This is a genomic window from Sphingobium sp. TomTYG72, assembly GCF_055394715.1.
Genome location: NZ_AP027336.1, coordinates 2,162,568 through 2,178,227 on the forward strand (window position 1 = coordinate 2,162,568; position 15,660 = coordinate 2,178,227).

15 protein-coding genes are annotated in these 15,660 nt (G+C 63.4%); 6 read left to right on the top strand and 9 right to left on the bottom strand.

Translation table 11 applies throughout. The annotated features are described in order from the left end of the window. Window positions 1-11 precede the first annotated feature (11 nt). The 3 genes from ACZ5U1_RS10755 to tsaD are packed head-to-tail and all read right to left on the bottom strand — an operon-like array spanning window position 12 to window position 3,587. Entirely contained in the window at window positions 12-1,535 is a 1,524-nt protein-coding gene (locus tag ACZ5U1_RS10755) for a lipopolysaccharide biosynthesis protein (protein ID WP_464778394.1), read from the bottom strand. 49 nt (window positions 1,536-1,584) lie between these two features. Next, a complete protein-coding gene (locus ACZ5U1_RS10760; protein WP_464778395.1) occupies window positions 1,585-2,556 on the bottom strand; it encodes an NAD(P)H-dependent glycerol-3-phosphate dehydrogenase in 972 nt (323 codons plus the stop codon). Then, on the bottom strand, window positions 2,553-3,587 hold the full coding sequence (gene tsaD, locus ACZ5U1_RS10765) for a tRNA (adenosine(37)-N6)-threonylcarbamoyltransferase complex transferase subunit TsaD (protein ID WP_464778396.1): 1,035 nt from the start codon (window positions 3,585-3,587) through the stop codon (window positions 2,553-2,555). The genes ACZ5U1_RS10760 and tsaD overlap by 4 nt, the downstream gene beginning before the upstream one ends. A gap of 44 nt (window positions 3,588-3,631) precedes the next feature. Between tsaD and hemC the strand changes: the two genes are divergently transcribed. The 4 genes from hemC (at window position 3,632) to ACZ5U1_RS10785 (ending at window position 7,007) form a co-directional block, all read left to right on the top strand. Further along, a complete protein-coding gene (gene hemC, locus ACZ5U1_RS10770; protein ID WP_464778397.1) occupies window positions 3,632-4,570 on the top strand; it encodes a hydroxymethylbilane synthase in 939 nt (312 codons plus the stop codon). Next, window positions 4,567-5,235 (top strand): uroporphyrinogen-III synthase, encoded by a 669-nt coding sequence (locus ACZ5U1_RS10775; RefSeq protein WP_464778398.1) that lies wholly within the window; start codon window positions 4,567-4,569, stop codon window positions 5,233-5,235. The genes hemC and ACZ5U1_RS10775 overlap by 4 nt, the downstream gene beginning before the upstream one ends. A gap of 10 nt (window positions 5,236-5,245) precedes the next feature. Then, window positions 5,246-6,133, top strand: coding sequence for a hypothetical protein (locus tag ACZ5U1_RS10780; protein ID WP_464778399.1), 888 nt, complete (start codon window positions 5,246-5,248; stop codon window positions 6,131-6,133). Between the two features lie 115 nt (window positions 6,134-6,248). Continuing rightward, the gene (locus tag ACZ5U1_RS10785) at window positions 6,249-7,007 is read left to right on the top strand and encodes an esterase/lipase family protein (RefSeq protein WP_464778400.1); all 759 of its coding nucleotides are present in this window, start codon (window positions 6,249-6,251) and stop codon (window positions 7,005-7,007) included. 156 nt (window positions 7,008-7,163) lie between these two features. Here the strand turns inward: ACZ5U1_RS10785 and gltX are convergent, their stop codons facing one another. Next, complete coding sequence (gene gltX, locus ACZ5U1_RS10790) at window positions 7,164-8,492, bottom strand: glutamate--tRNA ligase (protein ID WP_464778401.1); 1,329 nt, start codon at window positions 8,490-8,492, stop codon at window positions 7,164-7,166. A gap of 4 nt (window positions 8,493-8,496) precedes the next feature. After that, window positions 8,497-10,152, bottom strand: coding sequence for an NAD+ synthase (locus tag ACZ5U1_RS10795; RefSeq protein WP_464778402.1), 1,656 nt, complete (start codon window positions 10,150-10,152; stop codon window positions 8,497-8,499). A gap of 117 nt (window positions 10,153-10,269) precedes the next feature. Here ACZ5U1_RS10795 and ACZ5U1_RS10800 point away from each other — a divergent pair, with 117 nt between their 5' ends. Next, a complete protein-coding gene (locus ACZ5U1_RS10800; protein ID WP_464778403.1) occupies window positions 10,270-11,205 on the top strand; it encodes a ribose-phosphate pyrophosphokinase in 936 nt (311 codons plus the stop codon). A gap of 26 nt (window positions 11,206-11,231) precedes the next feature. Here the strand turns inward: ACZ5U1_RS10800 and ACZ5U1_RS10805 are convergent, their stop codons facing one another. After that, window positions 11,232-11,477, bottom strand: coding sequence for a hypothetical protein (locus ACZ5U1_RS10805; protein WP_464778404.1), 246 nt, complete (start codon window positions 11,475-11,477; stop codon window positions 11,232-11,234). Between the two features lie 43 nt (window positions 11,478-11,520). Beyond that, window positions 11,521-11,949 (bottom strand): VOC family protein, encoded by a 429-nt coding sequence (locus tag ACZ5U1_RS10810; protein WP_464778405.1) that lies wholly within the window; start codon window positions 11,947-11,949, stop codon window positions 11,521-11,523. A 79-nt stretch (window positions 11,950-12,028) separates the two neighbouring features. On the opposite strand from ACZ5U1_RS10810, the gene hisN reads away from it, so the two are divergent. Then, entirely contained in the window at window positions 12,029-12,814 is a 786-nt protein-coding gene (gene hisN / locus ACZ5U1_RS10815; RefSeq protein ID WP_464778406.1) for a histidinol-phosphatase, read from the top strand. Window positions 12,815-12,833: 19 nt separating this feature from the next. On the opposite strand, the gene ACZ5U1_RS10820 is transcribed toward hisN, so the two are convergent. Then, window positions 12,834-13,364, bottom strand: a complete 531-nt coding sequence (locus ACZ5U1_RS10820; protein WP_464778407.1) for an O-acetyl-ADP-ribose deacetylase — start codon at window positions 13,362-13,364, stop codon at window positions 12,834-12,836. A 39-nt stretch (window positions 13,365-13,403) separates the two neighbouring features. Continuing rightward, window positions 13,404-15,584: an AsmA family protein gene (locus ACZ5U1_RS10825; protein ID WP_464778408.1), complete on the bottom strand. Its 2,181-nt coding sequence runs from the start codon at window positions 15,582-15,584 to the stop codon at window positions 13,404-13,406. Between the last annotated feature and the right edge of the window lie 76 nt (window positions 15,585-15,660).

Sequence of the window (15,660 nt, forward strand, 5' to 3'; positions counted from 1 at the left end):
CTCTATTTGGGTCAGGCGGCTTTCTGGCGCCGAAACAAGGCCCGGTCATCGGGGCCGAAGCCCCAGCGCCAAATGACAAAGCCGTAGACCGCCAGAATCGTCCCCACACCGAAAACAAGTTCGATCCATTCCAGTGCGGGCGGCAGAGCGACGAAGGCCGCCCCCACGATACAGGCAGCGCCACATGCGCTGAGCAATGGCCAGCGCCAGGCATTTACCTTGGCCTTCAACAGATGAGACAAAAGGCGCGCCTTCACCAGCGCGCCGACCCCCAGCGCGATGGTGAGCGCCAGAGCCGGTGCCGCTGCTATCGCCATCGGAGACAGATCAAATCGGCGCGCCAGCAATATGAGCCCAAAGCTGAGCGCGGCCTGCAATCCGATCATGAACAGCGAGATCATCAGATTGCGGTGGCGAGCGATATATACCAGCGCGGATTCGCTGACCACGGCAGTGGCCGCGACGACCTCCGCCAGCAGGAGAAAGGCCAAGGCTCCAGTGCCGCCAACGAAATGCGGCCCGACAAGTCCCATCACCGCCTCGCCGGGTATGCCAAGCGCAAGGGCAATACCCGCCTGCGCAGCGATGATCCAGAAGCCCACCTGACTGACCTGCCGCGCAATGGCGGCAAGATTGCCCTCGGCAAGGTTGCGGGTGATGACCGGCCCCAGAATGGGATCGAAGCTGGTTTTCAGCTTTTGCGGCAATGAGGCGACCTGCTGCGCCACATAGTAGACACCGACAATCGCGGGACTGACGAACAGGCCCAGAATGGCGAGGTCGAGGCGACGCGATCCCCATTCCACGCCATCGGCGGCGGCGAGCGGCAAGTTGCGGCGCGCGAGGCGCCAAAGCCTGCCGAAGTCGGGGCGCCATCCATAGGGTATGCCATAGTGGCGAGTCATGGGGATGATGGAGGCGACGAACGCCGCGATCATGGAAACGACGTAGGAGAGGATCAGGCCATCGCGCGTGGAGTAGAATGCGAAGGCGAAGGCGCCAATGCTGATAGCCCAGGGTTCTATGATGGACCTGGCGCGAACTGTTGCCCCAATGTCGAAGCGATAGGCACAGGCGGCGAGCGCAACGTCGGACCCCGCGACGGCGATCACGATGAGCGCGAGCAAGCGGTCAAGGCCATTGATGCCGCTGTTCGGGAACATCGCTTGAGGGAAGGCAACCAGTAGGCCGCTGCCGATCGAGGCAGCGATCAGCGTCACAAGCATCGCGTCCGTGACGACATGGCTGTGCGGGCGCTCGGTCTGAGCCAGCGCGCCAGCCAGACCGCGCTTCAGCCCGAGCGTCGCCAGTTGCGCGATGAATTCGACGACAAGGACGGCATAGGCAAAACGGCCTAACGCATCGGCGCCGTACCAGCGACCGGCGATGAAAAGGAAAGGGAGGCGAGCGGCCAGGCGCAGAAGAAAGCCGAAGATGTTCGTCCGGCCACCTTTGGCAAGCGCCGCGATGTCATCCTGTTGCGCGGAGGAAGCCTGCTCAGCCGGCAAAGAAAGTGGTTCCCCCTGTCGCGTCATATTCTCTGGTGCCGGATGGTAAACAATAAATGATCGCAGGGCGACGGGTTTATTCGGGACGCAGGGGACGGGCGAGCAGCGCGTCGATGACTTCGCCCAGAGGGGCTGCGTCTTCCAGCAAGGCACAGACAGCTTCGACCACCGGCATCTCGACGGATGCCGCGCGCGCCGCCTCGCGCAGCACTGGCGCGGTAAAGGCGCCCTCGGCAACGGTGCGACGATTGGCAAGCAGTTCGGCAGCCGATCGGCCTTCGCCGAGCCCCTTGCCCAGCGAGAAATTGCGGGAGTTGGTCGAGGAACAGGTGAGGACAAGGTCGCCCAAACCTGACAAGCCTGATAGCGTTTCAGCGCGAGCGCCGCGCGCGAGGCCAAAACGCGTCATTTCGGCAAAACCTCGGCTGATGAGCGATGCGCGGGCATTCAGGCCAAGGCCCGCTCCGTCTGCAACGCCGCAAGCGATGGCGAGCACATTTTTGACGGCGCCGCCAATCTCCGCGCCCACGATGTCATCGGACAGGTAGGGACGAAAGGCGGGGCGGGCGACACGTGCCGCGATACGCCCGGCAAGCTGGGCATCATCGCAAGCCAAGGTGACGGCGGTGGGAAGCCCCCGCGCGACTTCATGCGCGAAGGTCGGGCCTGACAAAACGCCGATCGGCGAACTGGGCTGGGCCTTCTTGGCGACTTCCGACATGAGCAGGCCGGAGCCAGCTTCGATCCCCTTCGAACACAGGATGAGTGGGATACCGGCAGGAAGTCCCGCCACGACAGCGCGCAGGTGCTGAGCCGGGCTGACGATCAGCAGCAGTTCCCGGTCAGCCATGTCCGCCATGTCCCCCGTCGCCTGCACGGCTGGATTAAGGGGAATCCCGGGAAGATAAAGGGGATTGAGATGATCCTGGTTTACGGCGCTGACGACGTCCGGCTCAAGCGCCCATAGACGAACATCCTCACCTTGCGACGAAAGGGTTTGCGCCAGGGCCGTGCCCCAGGCGCCCGCTCCTATGACACCCGCCTTCATGCCTTCACTCCTGCCCCGCGCGCTTTTTCGGCATCCGGATCCAGCGGCCAGCGCGGCCGAGCTGGAACGGTAAGATCATCGACGAGCCCCGCTGCATAGCGTTCCGCGCCGGCCCAGGCGATCATCGCGGCATTGTCCGTGCAAAGCCAAAGCGGTGGCGCGACAAAAGGTAGATCATGCCGCGCGGCCAGCGCCTGGAGTGCTGCCCGGATTGACTCGTTGGCGGCAACCCCACCCGCAACGACCAGGGCGGTTATCCCGCCCAGCGCAGCAAGCTGCTTTTCAGTCCGATCGACGAGGCAATCTATCACTGCCTGCTGAAAGCTCGCGGCGATGTCTTCGGTCGAATATTGTCCCGATTGCGCGGCGCGCATTACCGCGCTCTTGAGACCGGCGAAGGAGAAATGCGGCTCGGTCGTTCCGACGAGCGGACGCGGTAGGGGAACGGCCTTAGGATTGCCCCTTGCCGCAGCCCGCTCGACCGCCGGACCTCCGGGGTAGCCGAGGCCAAGCAGCTTGGCGGTCTTGTCAAAAGCCTCGCCGCTGGCGTCGTCAATCGTGGTGGCAAGGCGGGCATAATCGCCAGGCCCACGAACATGGAGCAGCTGGCAATGCCCGCCGGAAACCAGCAGCAGCAGATATGGGAATTGCAGCGTCGGATCGGCAAGCCGGGGCGACAGGGCATGGCCTTCGAGATGATTGACGGCGACCAGCGGCTTGTTGACGGCATGGGCGAGCGCCTTGCCGGTAACCAGCCCGACCATCACGCCGCCGATCAATCCGGGGCCTGCCGTCGCGGCGATCACGTCAACCTGATCCAGGGTCAAATCTGCGTCGGCAAGTGCCGCTTCGATCAGGGGAGCCAATGCCTCGACGTGGGCGCGGGCCGCTATCTCAGGCACGACGCCGCCATAGGGGCGGTGCGCCTCCTCCTGCGTGGCGAGACGGTGGGCGAGTATCTTCCCCTCAGCCGTCACCAACGCTGCCGCAGTTTCGTCGCAGCTAGATTCCAGGCCGAGGATGATCGTCATTGCTGCTTCCATCTAATGGCCGTGGATATTAGAGCAAGCGGCATATGACATCGCAATCTTTCACGCCTGATCGCCCGCTCCGTCTTGGTACGCGAGGTTCGCCGCTTGCACTGGCGCAAGCGCGCATGACCGCCGAGGCGCTGTGCGCGCGGCATGGCTGGGGAACGGACGCGATCGAGACCGTGATTGTCCAGACGAGCGGTGACCGGATTCAGGACCGGGCGTTGGCGGAAATCGGCGGCAAGGCGCTGTGGACGAAGGAACTGGATCGGGCGCTGGTGGAAGGTCAGATCGACTTTGCCGTCCATTCCATGAAGGATGTGGAGACTATCCGGCCTGCGGAAATCATGGTTGCGGCCATGCTGCCCCGCGCGGATGTTCGGGATCGGCTGGTCGGCGCGGAAAGCTTTGCGGCCCTGCCCGAGAAGCCGGTGGTGGGATCAAGTTCCCCCAGGCGGGCGGCGCAGGTCAAGCGGCTGCGGCCTGACGCGCAGGTCGTGCTCTTCAGGGGGAATGTCGCGACGCGGCTGGCGAAGCTGGCGGCTGGGGAGGTGCATGCGACCTTGCTTGCGTCGGCGGGGCTCGACCGGCTGGGGCAGCCGGACGTCGGGACATGCATCCCGCTTGACGTCATGCTGCCAGCGCCATCGCAGGGCGCAGTGGGCATTGAGACATTGAGCGAAAACGCCAAAATGCGGGAGCTGCTGGCCGGGATCAACGATAGCGACACGTTCGATTGCGTGATGGCCGAACGAGCGGTCCTCAAAGGGCTGGGCGGGACATGCCATTCGCCCATCGCGGCTCTGGGGCGGCTGGAGAATGGGAAGATCCGCCTCGCAGCCGAGATATTGAGCGCTGACGGGCGCGAGCGGGTCGATGACATAAGGGTCATCGCACGCGGCGATGTCAGCGCGGCGGAGGCGCTGGGACGCTCCCTGCTCGACCGTGCCAGCGCGGAACTGCGCGCTCTGTTCGAGGCGTGAGGCCGGTCATCATCCTGCGGCCAGAACCGGGTGCGAGCGAGACGGCTGCGCGGGCAAGGAAGCTGGGCCTCCAACCCCGGCTTTGCCCATTGTTCGAGGCACGGCCGATCGGCTGGAACGCCCCTCCACCCGAGCGGTTCGATGCGCTATTGATGACCAGCGCGCAGGCGGCGCGGCTCGGCGGATCGCAGCTTGTCCGCTACCAGGCGCTGCCCGCCTATGCGGTCGGCAGCGCTACCGCCCAGGCGATGGCAGAGCATGGTTTTGCAAATGTGGTCATCGGCGATCAGGACGGCAGCGCCATCGCGGCGCGAATGGCGGCGGACGGGCACCGGCGGGTGCTGCATCTGGGAGGCACGACCCTCGCACCGATAGAGGCGGGGCAGTTGCGTATCGAGCGGGTGGCCGTCTACACAATCGGCGCCCGGCCACCGGCACAGCTTGATCCTCAGCTGGAACCGGGGGCGATATTGCTGGTTCATTCCCCGCGCGCGGGCGCCAAGCTTGCAGAAATGATCGCCCCGGAGCAGCGGGGCGACTTCCATGTCATTGCCATCAGCCCGGCAGCTCTTTCAGCCTGCGGACCCGGCTGGGCCAGCGGCGAAGCGCCCGACAGGCCCGATGACGAGAGGATGCTGGCTCTCGCGGCACGATTGTGCGAATGATCGCGCCAAGATGGAAGAAAGGTCCTCAATGAGCGAAGAAGGCGGCGCGACAAGCGTCACGGCGATTGCGCCGGTTCCTCCGCGCAAACGGAGTTCCTGGCCGATCTTCGCTTCCCTGTTGCTTGCCTTTGTCATCGGCGTTGCGCTTGCCATGGCTACGATGCTGTATTTTCAGGGCCGCTGGAAAGATCGCGCGCAACCGCCGGTCGCTGCCACCGACCCCTATTTGCGCCCCGGCGTCGCCCTACGCCCACTGTCCGCAGACGCGGCGCAGATGCTGGACGGCAGGGTGGTACAGCTGGAAGATCGGCTCAATCGCATAACCGTAGAGGCTCAGGCAGCATCCGGAAATGCAGCCCGCGCCGAGGGACTGCTGGTCGCCTTCGCCGCGCGCCGTGCGCTCGATAGCGGGATGCCTCTCGGCTATATCGAAGGGCAGTTGAGGTTGCGCTTTGGCCAGGCGCAGCCGCGCGCCGTGGCAACGATCATCAATGCGGCGCGCGAGCCGGTCACGATTGCCGACCTGCGCGCCGGACTTTCCGGCGTCGCCGATCAATTGACGACGCCCGGGCCGCAGACGAGCTGGTGGGAATCGGTGGAGCATGAGGCCCGCGAACTTGTCACCATCAGGCGGACGTCCACACCCTCTCCGCGTCCGGAGGCTGCGATGGAACGGGCACTGCGCTATGTCGATGCGGGGCGGGTAGGTCCTGCTCTTGCGGAGGTGGAGAAAATGCCCGGCAGGGCGGCCGCCGACAGGTGGATGCAGTTCGCCCGCCGCTATATCGAAGCACGGCGGGCGCTCGACCTGATCGAAACCGCAGCCATATTGGAACCGCGCCAGCTACACGGCGTCAGTGGTGGGCCAGTCACCCAAACCTCTCCCCTCGCGCCCTGAACTGCCTGTCATAATCGACCAGCCGTTGAGACAGCCGCGCGAAACCATTGGACGCGCGGCGCATTTGTCATGAGAATGTCATCTTTCGCCTTCGGGCCTTGGAGACTGTTTTCTCGTGCCGCCTTATGTCGATTCGATCACCAGCTTCTGGAAGGGCCGCGTAGCGCAGCATCCTGGTGATGCAGTGCGGCCTTCCCTGCGGCATCTGCTGGGCAACGCGTCCATGCCGATCGATCTGGCGCGCAGCCGTGCCCGAGCCGGTGCCTTATCGCGAGCGATAAAGGGCGATGGGCGCCACATCCTGCTGATCCCAGGCCTGCTCGCTTCAGAGCAGCGGATGGAGATGATGCGCACGATCCTTCAGGCTGCGGGATATAGCGCTCACAGCTGGGACATGGGACGCAATCTGGGTCCCCGGCCAGACACGCTCGAGCAGATCGACCGGCGAGTGGAGAGGATTCGCAGGGAGGCCGATGCACCAGTGACTCTGGTGGGCTGGAGCCTGGGAGGGCTGTTCGCACGAGAATATGCCAAGGTCGCGCAGGAGAAAGTTGCTGGCGTCATCACCATGGGCACGCCTTTTTCAGGCGATCCCCGCGCCAATCATGCTTGGCGGCTATACCAATTGGTGGCGGGTCATCCTGTCGATTGCCCGCCTTTTGCCTGCAGTCGGGAGGTAAAGCCGCAGGTCCCCACCATTGCCCTATGGTCGCGGCGCGACGGGGTTATCGTGCCGGAATGCGCAAAGGGCAGGCACGGCGAGCGCGACAGGGCCATTGAGGTGGATTGTACCCATATGGGCTTTGCTGTCGCGCCCGAAGGCATATTGGCTGTGGGCAAGGCATTGGAGGCGTTGGGGCACGAATATGGCTAGGGCGCAGCTTCCAATTATAATGTCTTCAATCTGAACCACTCCACCCGTTCGGGCTGAGCTTGTCGAAGCCCTCTTTTTCTTAAAAGAAGTAAAGCCCTTCGACAGGCTCAGGGCGAACGGTAGGAGATGGTGCCGCTTCAAAAACTACGGCCAGCATCACGCAAGGCGCCGAAGCGCCTCATCCCTGCCGATCAACGGCAAGAGTTGCGCCATGTCGGGACCATGGTCGAGGCCGGTCAGCGCGCGGCGGAGCGGCAGGAACAGCGCCTTGCCCTTTCGCCCCGTCCGATCCTTGAGCGCACCGGTGAGCGCGGGCCAGATGTCGGGTCCGAAGTTCAAATCTAGCAGCATTTCCCGAGCAGTTGCGAGGAAGGTGCGATCATCCTCGTCATCGGGCGCAGGCGCTTCGACCGGGCCAGTCACGATGCGCCACCAATCGGCGGCTTGCCCAACATTTTCGAGGTTCGGTCGGATGGCGTTCCAGCCTGCTTCATCCATCCCGGCAGGCAGGCGCCCCGACACGGCGTCATAGGGCAGAAGATGCACGATCTTCTGGTTGAGTGCGGCAAGTTCCGCTTCGTCGAAACGGGCGGGCGCTCGTCCGAAATGCGCGAAATCGAAGCTTTCGACCAGCGGCTCGACATTCGTGAACGGCTCTACCGGCAGTGATGTGCCGAGGCGGGCGAGCAGGGATAGAACAGCCATGGGCTCCAGCCCGATCTCGCGGAAATGGGCGACGCCTAGCGAGCCCAAGCGCTTGGAGAGCTTGCCTTCGCTCCCGGTCAGCAATGCCTCATGCGCGAAGAAGGGGAGCCCGGCCCCCAAAGCGGCGAACATCTGGATTTGCGTCGCCGTGTTGGAGACATGATCTTCGCCACGCAGCACATGGGTTACGCCCATGTCCACATCGTCGATCACGGATGGGAGCATGTAGAGCCAGCTGCCATCGGCGCGGCGGATCACCGGGTCGGACAGCAGCTTGGGGTCGAAGCGCTGATCGCCACGGATGAGGTCGGTCCAGACGATCGGCTGATCATGATCAAGCTTGAAGCGCCAATGGGGTGTGCGGCCTTCGGCTTCATAGGCGCCAATCTGATCGACGGTCAGCGACAGGGCGGCGCGGTCATAGACCGGCGGAAGTCCCCGGCCGAGCAGGACCTTTCGGCGCAGCTCCAGTTCTTGGCTCGTTTCATAGGCCGGATAAACATGGCCTGACGCCTTCAACTGCTCGAACCGGCTTTCATACAGGGCGAAGCGATCCGACTGCTTTTCCTCCCCGTCCCAGTTCAGGCCGAGCCAAGACATATCCGCCCGGATCGCGTCGGCATATTCCGCGCGGGAGCGCTCAAGGTCCGTATCGTCGAGGCGCAGGAGGAACTTGCCCCCGCTTTTGCGCGCCCAAAGCCAGTTATGCAGCGCGGCGCGGATATTGCCGACGTGAAGGTTGCCGGTTGGCGACGGGGCAAAGCGGGTGATGACAGTCATGAGCTTAAAGGGTCCGGAAAGCGTTGGTGATCGGATAGCGGCGATCACGCCCGAAATTGCGCATGCCGAGCTTCACGCCCGGAGGGGATTGGCGCCGCTTATATTCGGCGACATAGAGAAGGCGTTCGATGCGGGCGACCACATCCTTGTCGAAACCGCGCGCGACAAGCTGCTCGACTGACAACTCCTCCTCCACCAGGCCGTACAGGATCGGGTCCAGCACCTCATAGGGAGGCAGGCTGTCTTCGTCCTTCTGATCGTCCCGCAATTCCGCGCTTGGCGGCTTGGTGATCACGCGTTCGGGCATGACCGGACCGGATGGGCCAAGGCCGAGCGACGAGACATGCTCGTTCCGCCAACGGCTGAGGTCGAAGACGGTGGTCTTGTAGGCGTCCTTCAACACCGAATAGCCGCCCGCCATGTCGCCATAGATGGTGGCGTAGCCGACCGACATCTCGCTCTTGTTCCCGGTAGTCAGCAGCATATGGCCGAACTTGTTCGACAGGCCCATCAGCGTCACGCCACGAATGCGGGACTGGAGATTTTCTTCGGTAAGGTCACGCTGCCGCCCCGCAAAAGCATCGGCCAGCATCGTGTCGAAGGCCGCCACGGCAGGCTCGATCGGGATCGTGTCGTAGCGGATGCCGAGCAAGCGGGCGCATTCGACGGCATCGTCCAGGCTGTCCTGACTGGTGAAGCGCGACGGCATCATCACGCTCCAGACGCGCTCCGGTCCCAGGGCGTCCACGGCCACCGCTGCCGAGAGCGCCGAATCGATGCCGCCTGACAGGCCGAGGACGACACCGGGGAAACCGTTGCGGTTCACATAGTCGCGCAGGCCAAGCACCATCGCATTATAGATGTCGGCCGGGCGGCTATCGAGTTCGTGGCGCTCGCCGGGGATGCAGACCCACTGGCCCTCCCATTTTTCCCAATGGGTGAGGACGAGCGCTTCCTCCCAGTCAGGCAGCTGGTGGGCGATGCTGCGGTCGGCGCCCATGACGAAGGACGCGCCGTCGAATACCAGTTCGTCCTGCCCGCCGACGCGGTTGAGATAGACGAGCGGCAGGCCGGTTTCACGCACGCGCGTACCAGCGACGGCGTTAATGCGGCGGTCGTCCTTGTCGACTTCGAACGGGCTGCCATTGGGGCTGATGAGGATCTCCGCACCTTCGGCCCGAAGGTGCGCGGTGACGAAGGGGAACCAGATGTCCTCGCAAATCGGCACGCCGATCTTCACGCCTTTGAAGTCGATCGGCGCGGGAAGCGGGCCGGGCGCGAACAGGCGCTTTTCATCGAACGTGCCATAATTGGGCAGCTCGCGCTTTTGGCGGATGGCAGTAACGGCGCCATCTTCCAACAGGGCGACAACATTGAACAACACGCCTTGCGACGCGACGACCGTGCCGACCAGCATGGCCGGGCCGCCGTCCGCCGTCGCCTGGGCCAGACGATCCAGTTCATGGTTGGCGCGATCGACCAATGCAGGCTTCAACACCAGGTCTTCGGGCGGATAGCCGATCAACTGGAGCTCAGGGAAGACGATGAGGTCGGCGCCGGTCGCGCGCGCTCGCCATTCCAGCATCGCGTCCGCATTGGCCTTCAGGTCGCCCACGCTCTGTGTCATCTGGGCAAGGGCGATCACGAGTTTGTCGGTCATGCCCGCGCCCTAGTCCATTTTGCCCCCCTGCGCAAAAGCGCCTTTCCAGTGAGGGCAAGCGCGGCTAAAGGGGCCGCGTTTCGCGCACCGTCATCCAATCGTCACAGGGGTTTGGCCATGAAACTCATGACCGGCAATTCCAACAAGCCGCTTGCGGCCGCAATTGCAGATTATATCGAGATCCCGCTGACCGATGCGAGCGTCCGCCGCTTCGCGGATGAGGAAGTTTTCGTGGAAATTCACGAGAATGTCCGTGGTGAGGATGTGTTCGTCATTCAGTCGACGGCCTATCCGACGAACGACAATCTCATGGAATTGCTGATCATGATCGATGCGCTGAAGCGCGCGTCGGCCAAGCGAATCACTGCGGTGGTTCCTTATTTCGGCTATGCCCGGCAGGATCGGAAGCCCGGCCCTCGCACGCCGATCTCGGCCAAGCTGGTGGCGAATCTGATCACCACGGCGGGTGCTGACCGCGTGCTGTCGGTCGATCTACATGCTGGGCAGATTCAGGGCTTTTTCGACATTCCGACCGACAACCTGTTTGGCGCCCCGGTGATGTCGGCGGATATCCAGGCGCGTTTTGGCGACCGTAACCTGATGGTCGTGTCGCCCGACGTAGGCGGCGTGGTGCGCGCCCGCGCGCTGGCCAAGCGGCTGGACAACGCCCCCCTCGCCATCGTGGACAAGCGCCGCGAGCGCGCGGGCGAATCGGAGGTGATGAACATCATCGGCGACGTGAAGGGCCGCTTCTGTGTCCTGATCGACGACATCGTCGATTCGGCGGGCACCCTCTGCAATGCCGCCAGCGCGCTCAAGGCCGCAGGCGCCGAAGAGGTGGTAGCCTATGTCAGCCATGGCGTGCTGTCGGGTGGCGCGGTTGCGCGCGTCGAGGCGTCGGAACTCAAGGAACTGGTCATCACCGATTCGATCCAGGGCACGGACGCGGTGTGCACCGCCAAGAGCATCCGTCACCTGCCGATTGCCCCGCTTCTGGGCGAAGCGATCAAGCGGATTGCGGACGAAAGCTCGGTTTCCAGCCTGTTCGACTAAGCACAAGAAGTTGCGCCGCGCGACTTCTATGAGGCGCCTGGCAGCAACACTATGGGCAGGCAGAATAGCAGGATTAGTCCGCCAACGACCCTCTGAGCGCGGGAAATGCCAAGCGGCTTTCCCTGCCAAAGCATTGGGCAGGCGAGCAGTGCCAGCAGCAGGAGCATGTTGGAAAGGGCGGCTGATCCGCCGACGGGCGCGTCCTGCCGCAGGGCGAGCGCGCCCAGCAAGGCCGCGAAACTCAAGATCCACCCGATCAGCGCCACAGCCATTCCCTTCCGACACGAAGCGATAAACGGCGCGGGTTGAGGAAGCTTAAACGGCGGCAGCCCAAGGATCATAGGTGCCGAAGCTCCAGAGGTTGCCTTCCAGATCGAGCGCCTCGTAGCCTCGTCCGGGATAGCCGTGATTATCATGCGGCTCGTTCACCACCACTGCTCCCTGGTTGCGGGCATGGAGGCAGTGGGCGTCGGCGTCCGGCACCACTACATAGATGCAAGTTGTAACACCGCCCAGATCGCGCGGTGTCGTCCAGCTGTAGAGCGACTCGGCCTCGCCGTCGCGCGCGCTGCCCAGCATGACCATGCCGTCGCCCAATATGAGCTGTGCATGGTGGATGATGTGGGGGTCCGCTTCGTCCTCATAACAGGCGTGCAATGCAAAGCCGAAAGCGTCTTGCAGGAAGTTTATTGCCGCTGGAGCATCGGCATAGCGCAGGCCGGGGATCAGTGGGGAGCCAGGCATGTTTTCCCTCCTTCATCGCGATCAGGGACCGGATTGGCCAAGCCTAGCGCAGCAGGCGCTTTCCGGCTAGGCGGGAGCGATGACGACCCGCGATGACCTGACCCTTGCCCACCGCCTCGCCGACGCCGCGGCAGCGGCGATCCGGCCCTTTTTCCGCGCGCGATACGACATGGAATTCAAGTCGGACCAATCGCCGGTGACCGAGGCCGATCGGGCGGCGGAAGCAGCGATCCGAGCCATACTGGAAAAAGAACGCCCGCAGGACGGCATTATCGGCGAGGAATATGGAGCGACACGCGAAGATGCGGAGCGGGTCTGGATCCTTGACCCGATCGACGGCACGCGCAGCTTCATCGCGGGACGGCCGATCTTTGGCACGCTTATCGCGCTGACTGAGGCGGGATGGCCGACGGTCGGCATCATCGACCAGCCGATCGCACAAGAGCGCTGGGCAGGTATGATGGGCCAGCCCACGACCTTCAACGGCGCACCCGTCACTGCCCGCAGTTGCCGATCGCTTGAAGAAGCGATCGTCGCCAGCACCGGGCCGCAATATTTCCCGGGCTGCACCGGCGAGCATTTCTCGCGGCTGGCTGGTCAGTGCCGCGACACCGTATGGGGCGGCGATTGTTATAATTACGGCCTTATCGCGTCGGGCCATGTCGATATCGTCGTCGAAGCCGGGTTGAAGCTGCACGATATCGCCGCGCTCGTCCCGGTCGTGGAAGGCGCAGGCGGGCGGATGTGCGATTGGGCGGGCGACCCCATCACGGCGGATAGCGACGGACAGGTTATTGCGATCGGCGATCCTGCGCGGCTGGACGATGTGCTGGAAGCGCTTGCCGAGGGGCATCACGCTCATTGATTTTTCAGGCATTGATGTTTCAGGCGGCCAGCGCCGTTACTGCTTCAGCATAGATACGCGCGCTCTCGTCATCGAAGCAGATGAACAGGATGAGGTCGAAGGCCGACGGGAAAGCCGCAAGCTGGCCCCGCACCGCCTGGGCCGCGACCCGAGAGGCCTGCTCTTTCGGATAGCCATAAATGCCGGTGGAGATGGCGGGGAAGGCTATACTGTGGAGGCTATGCTCCCGCGCCAGATCGAGCGATGATCGGTAGCAATTGGCGAGCAACTGGCTTTCGCCCGAAGCCCCGCCCCGCCATACGGGACCGACGGTATGAATGACATGGGCAGCAGGCAGGCTGTAGCCGCCCGTGATCCGTGCCTCCCCTACTGGACAGCCGCCCAACATACGGCATTCGGCGAGCAGTTCAGGCCCTGCCGCTCGATGGATCGCACCATCCACGCCGCCTCCCCCCAGCAGGGAACTATTGGCGGCATTGACGATCGCGTCCGTTGCGCAACGGGTAATGTCGCCAGTTCGGATTTCCCAGCGGGCGGTGCCGAAGATCATATCGCTGCCCTCGCGATAAATTGCGTTCGCAGCATTACCCTAGAAAATCCCCAGAAACTTCTTCTTTTGCTTCTTTTCTTCCCTGGCGTTGGCCTTGCCGGACTCTTCCTTTGAAGTTGTGCCCCGGCCTACGTCATCTCGGGGCTTCCCACCTTTCGTCCTCTGCGCAGTGGCGGTCGCACCTGCCAGGACGGGGCCGCACGCTGCGCTCTTGGCGTCCCCCACATCGACAAAGGCCAGGACGGCAGCAAGCGGGCTCGCCGCGATCCCCAGCGCCGCCGCCGCACCGCCACGCGCGATCAGTTCAGGACTGATGACGTTGATGCCGGGCTTCGCGAAATAGCCCGTGATGCCGACCGGCGATTGGCCGGAAAACAGGCTGAACTTCTTGCCGTCTGCGCGGAAGGCGAGATCGAGGCTCTCGTTACGGAAGGAAAAGCCGCCCCGTCCAAGCATGACGTTCTTCTTGGTATCGATGATGATCGGGTCCGCCGCCGCGATGCCGTTGCGAACCGTGAAGGCGATGAGCCCGCAATTGATCTGGACAGGTTCCTTCAGCTTCTTTTCGAACATCTTCGTGATGAAGGTGCCTATGTCCAGTTCGGCAAGCTGGACATTGCGTGCCCACATGGTGCCAGCAGGCAGAATGACCGCGATCCTTCCATTCGCCGTGCTAAGCGAATCATGCACAGTGTTGCCCGAACCTGTCATTTGCGCCCGCGCCTTGATGATGCCTGTGGTTCCCGATTCCTCGACACCCCAACGGCCAAGGAGCTTGCCCATGGGTGTCGGTGACAGGCGCACATCGTAGCGTGTACGCACCGGCTGAGCCCTCGCGTTTATCTCTATGTCCGAACTGACATGTCCGCCGGACATGTCGAAGGTGAGCGGCGACAGCGTCAGCAGGCTACGCTCCAGCGCGAGGGTAAGGCCGATATTGGAAATGGGCACATTGGGCGCCCGGACTTGGCGCACATCATAGCGGACATTGGCGTCGAAGTTACGCAGCGCCTCTACCCTGAGCGGTGCGTCGGGCAAGACGCGCGGCCTGCCGCCGACATTCTCGATCGCGCCACTGGCGCCCTGAGCTTCCAGCTTGTGAGGATTGTAGCCGATGAAGGGACCCACATCGACGATATCAAGGGTGTGGGTATTCAGGTCCGCCTTCAGGCGCAGGCGGTTGTCGGGCAGCGACACGGTCATGCGCCCGGAAAGGTCGCTGTCTCCGAACCGGCCCTTGAGATGGGTGAAGCGCCATTCTCCACCCTGCTTGGTAAGCGCGGAGGTGAAGCGATAGGTGCGGGTTTCAGGGATGGCGACGCCCAGAAAGTCGAACAGCAGGGCAAGATTGGGACCGCGCGTCAGCAGCCGCAGGTCCGCTCCCTCAATCTCGGTCGCGCCGGGCAAGGTGCCACTAACCTCCAAAATTGTCGGGCCGGACTGTGCGTGGAGCGCAAGACTGTTCTTGCCGCCTGTTACAGTTTCGTTGGGCGAGAGCAGTCCTCCGCGCAAGGTAAAGGGACGGCCCCGCATCGTGCCGTCGCCGGAAAAGCGGATGTCGCTCGCAAAGCGCGTGTCCTGCGCCTTCACCGTTTCGAAGCTTATGTCGGTGGACAACTGCATCCGGGGGTCGCGATAGCGCAAGGTCGTTCCGGCAAGCAGCGCGCGGCGGACGAGCGGCAGATTGAGCGGCTCGCCCTTCTTATTCGGGTCACCAAAGGTCCATGTATTGCTCTTGCCATCCCTAGACCATTCCAGGTCAGCGGCGGCGTTGCGAAGCTCGAGCCAACGGACGCGATATTGGTCGCCAAAGATCAGGCTGAGCGGCGCGATCCGCGTGTCGATAAGGTCGGAATGGAAGAAATGCGGCCGACTCGCCCACGGCGTGTTGGCGATCGTCATTCCCTCGGCGCGAAACTTGATCGTGATGGGCGCGAAATAGAGCTGGAAGTCACCGGCGACCTTGACTGGGCGCTCCAGCCGACTGGTGAGGAAGCGCTCGAACGGATGTTTGAGGAAACGGCCCTTCGTGACAAACAGGATCAGCCACAGCAGGAAGATCAGGCCGACGATATAGGCGATCATACGCAGCGGCAGGGGAACATTGCGCCATTTCTGACGCGCGGAGGACCAATAATGGCCGACGCCTCCTGCCCCGCTATCGGGAGCAGGAGCCGATTTCGCCGGTGTGCCCGGCCGCAGGGGATCGGCGTCGGCCATGGCGCAAGAACGCCCTTCCCCTGCTTTGGGTCCGAATCACCTTGCTTTCCGGCGGCTGGCCGATTATGCGCGCCCC